This window comes from Streptomyces sp. UH6, assembly GCF_013421635.1.
GTDB classification, from domain to species: Bacteria; Actinomycetota; Actinomycetes; order Streptomycetales; family Streptomycetaceae; genus Streptomyces; species Streptomyces abyssomicinicus.
Window position 1 is genome coordinate 1 of the sequence record NZ_JACADT010000568.1, and the last position, 3,698, is coordinate 3,698.

5 protein-coding genes are annotated in these 3,698 nt (G+C 73.9%); 4 read left to right on the forward strand and 1 reads right to left on the reverse strand.

Features of this window, described 5'->3' with window-relative positions; all coding sequences use genetic code 11:
- Together HW445_RS22140 and HW445_RS22145 are read left to right on the forward strand one after the other, a co-directional pair.
- A partial coding sequence (locus HW445_RS22140) for an HAD-IC family P-type ATPase (protein ID WP_180222725.1) occupies window positions 1-550 on the forward strand: 550 nt, incomplete at its 5' end.
- Window positions 547-954 carry a (2Fe-2S) ferredoxin domain-containing protein gene (locus HW445_RS22145; RefSeq protein WP_180222726.1) on the forward strand — a complete coding sequence of 136 codons (408 nt, stop codon included), beginning with the start codon at window positions 547-549 and terminating at the stop codon, window positions 952-954. The genes HW445_RS22140 and HW445_RS22145, both read left to right, overlap by 4 nt.
- 101 nt (window positions 955-1,055) lie before the next feature.
- Here HW445_RS22145 and HW445_RS22150 read toward each other — a convergent pair whose 3' ends face one another.
- Window positions 1,056-2,255, reverse strand: coding sequence for a hypothetical protein (locus HW445_RS22150; protein ID WP_180222727.1), 1,200 nt, complete (start codon window positions 2,253-2,255; stop codon window positions 1,056-1,058).
- Window positions 2,256-2,341: 86 nt separating this feature from the next.
- Between HW445_RS22150 and HW445_RS22155 the strand changes: the two genes are divergently transcribed.
- Together HW445_RS22155 and HW445_RS22160 are read left to right on the forward strand one after the other, a co-directional pair.
- Window positions 2,342-3,319 (forward strand): ABC transporter substrate-binding protein, encoded by a 978-nt coding sequence (locus HW445_RS22155; RefSeq protein ID WP_180222728.1) that lies wholly within the window; start codon window positions 2,342-2,344, stop codon window positions 3,317-3,319.
- Window positions 3,320-3,357: 38 nt separating this feature from the next.
- The coding region (locus HW445_RS22160) for an iron chelate uptake ABC transporter family permease subunit (protein ID WP_374939684.1) at window positions 3,358-3,698 on the forward strand (341 nt) is incomplete at its 3' end.

Genomic DNA, 3,698 nt, shown 5'->3' on the forward strand with positions numbered 1-3,698 from the left:
GCGCCCCGACGCCGCCGACACCGTCGCCGCGCTCACCTCCCTCACCGGGCACGCGCCCGTGCTGCTGACCGGCGACAACCCCCAGGCGGCCGCGCGCCTCGCCGCCGAGGTGGGCATCGAAGACCTCAGGGCCGGACTGCTCCCGCAGCACAAGGTGGAAGCCGTCCGGGAGTTGGAGGACGCCGGCCGCAAGGTCCTGGTCGTCGGCGACGGAGTCAACGACGCTCCGGCGCTCGCGGCGGCGCACACCGGCATCGCGATGGGCCGGGCGGGCTCCGACCTCGCCCTGGAGACCGCCGACGCGGTGATCGTCCGCGACGAACTCGCCACCGTGCCCGCCGTGATCTCCCTCTCCCGCAAGGCCCGCAGGCTCGTCGTGCAGAACCTGGTCATCGCCGGGATCTTCATCACCGGCCTGGTCGTCTGGGACCTCGTGGGCCACCTGCCGCTGCCGCTCGGCGTCGCCGGCCACGAGGGCTCCACCGTCGTCGTCGCACTCAACGGGCTGCGCCTGCTGCGCGAGTCGGCCTGGAAGCGGGCCGCCGCGTGAGCCGCCGCAAGACGCCCGCCAGGGCCGCGGTGCCCGCCGCACCCCGGTGCACCGTCACAGTCTGCCGGGGATGCTGCTGTGGTACGCCGAAGATCCCCGGCGTCGACCACGCCGCGCAGCTCGCAGCCCTGAAGGCCGCGCTGGGTCCGGTCGCCCAGGTGCGGGTGGTGAACTGCCTGGACGCCTGCGAGCACGCGAACGTCGTCGTGGTGCAGCCCTCCTCGGCCGGCCGGGAGGCCGGCGGCCGTCCCGTCTGGCTCGGCCTGGTCAACGACCCCGACGCGACGGCCGACATCGCCGCGTGGGTCACGGGCGGGGGCCCCGGCATCGCCGAGGCGCCACCGGTCCTGGAGTTGTACGCGTTCGCCCCGTCCCGGCGGGTGAGGCGCGCGGTCGAGGACTGAGCGCCCCCGGCGCCGAACGCTCCCCCGGCGCAGAACACTTCCAGCGCTGTAGACCCCCCAGCACTGCATGCCTGCGCCACAACGGCACGCGCGTGGCGTCGTCATCGGCCCACGGGGTCGCCTTCGGCGCCGTCGGCGGGCGTGCGCAGAGTCGCGTGCCCGCCGTGGTGCAACGGGGTGCTCAGCCGCAGGCGGGTCACCTCCCGGCCCGAGGCGGCGTCGACGACGTGCACCTCGCCGTGGCCGCCCCGGGTGACGGCGACCCAGTCGGCCCCGGGCGAGGCAGCCACCGCCCGCCGCTCCACGCCCTCCCAGGGGGTGGCACCGCGGCCCGGGGCACCGTCCATGGCGGGAAGCGGCACGCGACGGACGGTCCCGTCGAGGCCCAGGAGGACCAGTTCGTCGCCGTCCGGGTGGATGCGGGTGAACGCGGTGTGGTGCCGGGCGAACGCGAGCCGGAAGACCAGGCCGGGACCGAGGGCGGACAGGGACGTGCGGCCCGTGGCCAGGTCGTGGCGCCAGGCGTGGTTGGTCCACTCCGGCCAGCGCAGCGGGTCCGTGGGGCCGCCCCGCAGGGTGCTCCACAGGGCGGGCCCGCGGGTGTCCAGCCGCAGGTACCAGCCGCGGGCGGGGTGCTCCCAGGGGATCACCGGCTCGGCGGTCAGGCCGCCGCCTTCCCCGCGGGCCCGGTGCACTCCCTCACCGGTGGCCGCGAACACCCGGCCCGAGGCGGGGTCGTAGGCGTCGCCGTGTCCGTCGTCCGGCAGGGGGAGCAGTGCGCCGGGCAGCTGCGGTGGACAGCCGGGAGGCGCGGCCAGGAGGTCCGCGAAGCGGTGGACGGTCAGCGCACCCGGTTCCCGGTGGCGCAGCACGACCAGCGGTTCCTGCCCACCCGTCAGGGTCACACCGGGTTCACCGGTGCGTGTGCGGACCCGGGCCGCCTCGTCGGTGGCGAGGTCCACGACCGTGAGCAGGTCCGACCACGGCTCGGTGTTCCTGCCGAGCCCGGTGGTGACGGCCAGTCGGCGGCCGGCCGGGTCGCCGGCGAGGTGTTCGGCCGGCACGGCGACCGGGACCGCGGCCTCCACGAGCCGGTCGCCGAACGGGTCCAGCACGAGCAGTTCGCCCCGGCGGTCGTCGACACAGGCCGTCCGTCCGCCCAGCAGCGCCAGGAAACCGGCGTGCTCCGACAGGTGCCGGCCCGTCAGGCGGGCGACGACTTCACCGTCCGGAACGGTCACCACGTGGACACAGCCGTCGACATGGTCGGAGACGAGGAGCACGGCGGGGGATGCGGGCACGGAGTCCTCCAAGGGAACGACAATGAAAACGATTATCATGTATGTTCAGCGTGTTCGGGACCCTGGAGAGGAAAGTGAGGGCGTCGATGCTCCGAGCACCGTCGAAATCCGTCCGTACCTGGTTCGCCTCGGTGGCGGCTGCCGCCGTGCTGGCCGGCTGCGGTTCGCCGTCGGGCGAACCCGCGGAGGGAAAGGGCGAACCAGCCGCCAGGACCGAGGTGAACGTCGAACCCATCAAGGCGGCGACGGAGTTGACCGACGTCAACGGCACGAAGGTCGCACCGGAGAGGCGGCCGGAGCGGATCGTCTGCCTGTTCGCGCTCTGCGACGACATCCTGGCCGAGCTGGGCATCGTGCCGGTCGCCACCAACAGCGCGCTGCTGGCCCATCCCGGCTTCCTCGGCGAGGACAAGGCCAAGGAGGTCGACGTGGTACCCGGCGGGTTCATCGCCCCCGAGGTGGAGGCGGTCCTGTCCCACAAGCCGGATCTCGTGATCGGGCTGGGGGACACCCACGGGAAGCTGGCCCCCGCGCTGAAGGGCGCCACCACCTTCTGGGCGATGCAGCCCGAGACCTGGCAGGACAGCGTGGGGTACCTGCGTGACGTCGCCGCGCTCACCGGCCGTACCGCCGAGGGCGAGAAGGCCGAGAGGGTCTTCCGGACCAAGCTCGCCGAGGCCGAGAAGACGCCCGGCGACAGGACGGCACTGATCATCTACGGCAGTGACGAGAACTTCGGCGTCGCCACCCCGGAGGGTGACGTGGCCGCCAGCCTGTTCCCGAAGATCGCCCAGTATCCGTGGAAGTCCCGTGGCGTCGAGGGCAGTTACAGCCTCGAGGAGATCCTCGCGCAGGGCGTCGACGTGCTGTTCGTCGAGACGATGAGCTTCGGCGACCAGGACGGCGAGCTCTCGGAGAAGCTGGCCGAGAACCCTCTCTGGAGCAAGATCCCCGCCGTCGGCAACGGCGACGTCCACGAGGTGGACCCGGAGGTGTGGGCGAAGGGGCGCGGCACGCGCTCGCTGGGGATCGTCCTCGACGAGGCCACGGCCGCACTGCGGTGAGCACGGCCCGGCCCGCAACGGCAGGCCCGGCCGACCCGGTGCGCCTCGCACGGTCCCGGTGGCGGACGCACCGTCAACCGGTCCTGCTGACAGTCCTCCTGATCGCCGCGTCGGTGTGCGCCCTGAGCGCGGGCACCCCTTACGTCCCGCCGCACCGGCTCGTCGGCGCGGCACTGGAGGGGGAGACCACGCTCGCCGGCATCGTCCTCACCGAACTCCGCCTGCCGCGGCTGGTGCTGGCGCTCGCCGCCGGGGCCTGCCTGGGCGCCGCGGGGCTGGTGCTCCAGGAGGCGCTCCGCAACCCTCTGGCGGTGCCGGAGATGCTGGGCGTCTCCTCCGGGGCCGCGCTCGGGGTGGCCGCGCCCCTGGTGCTGACCCT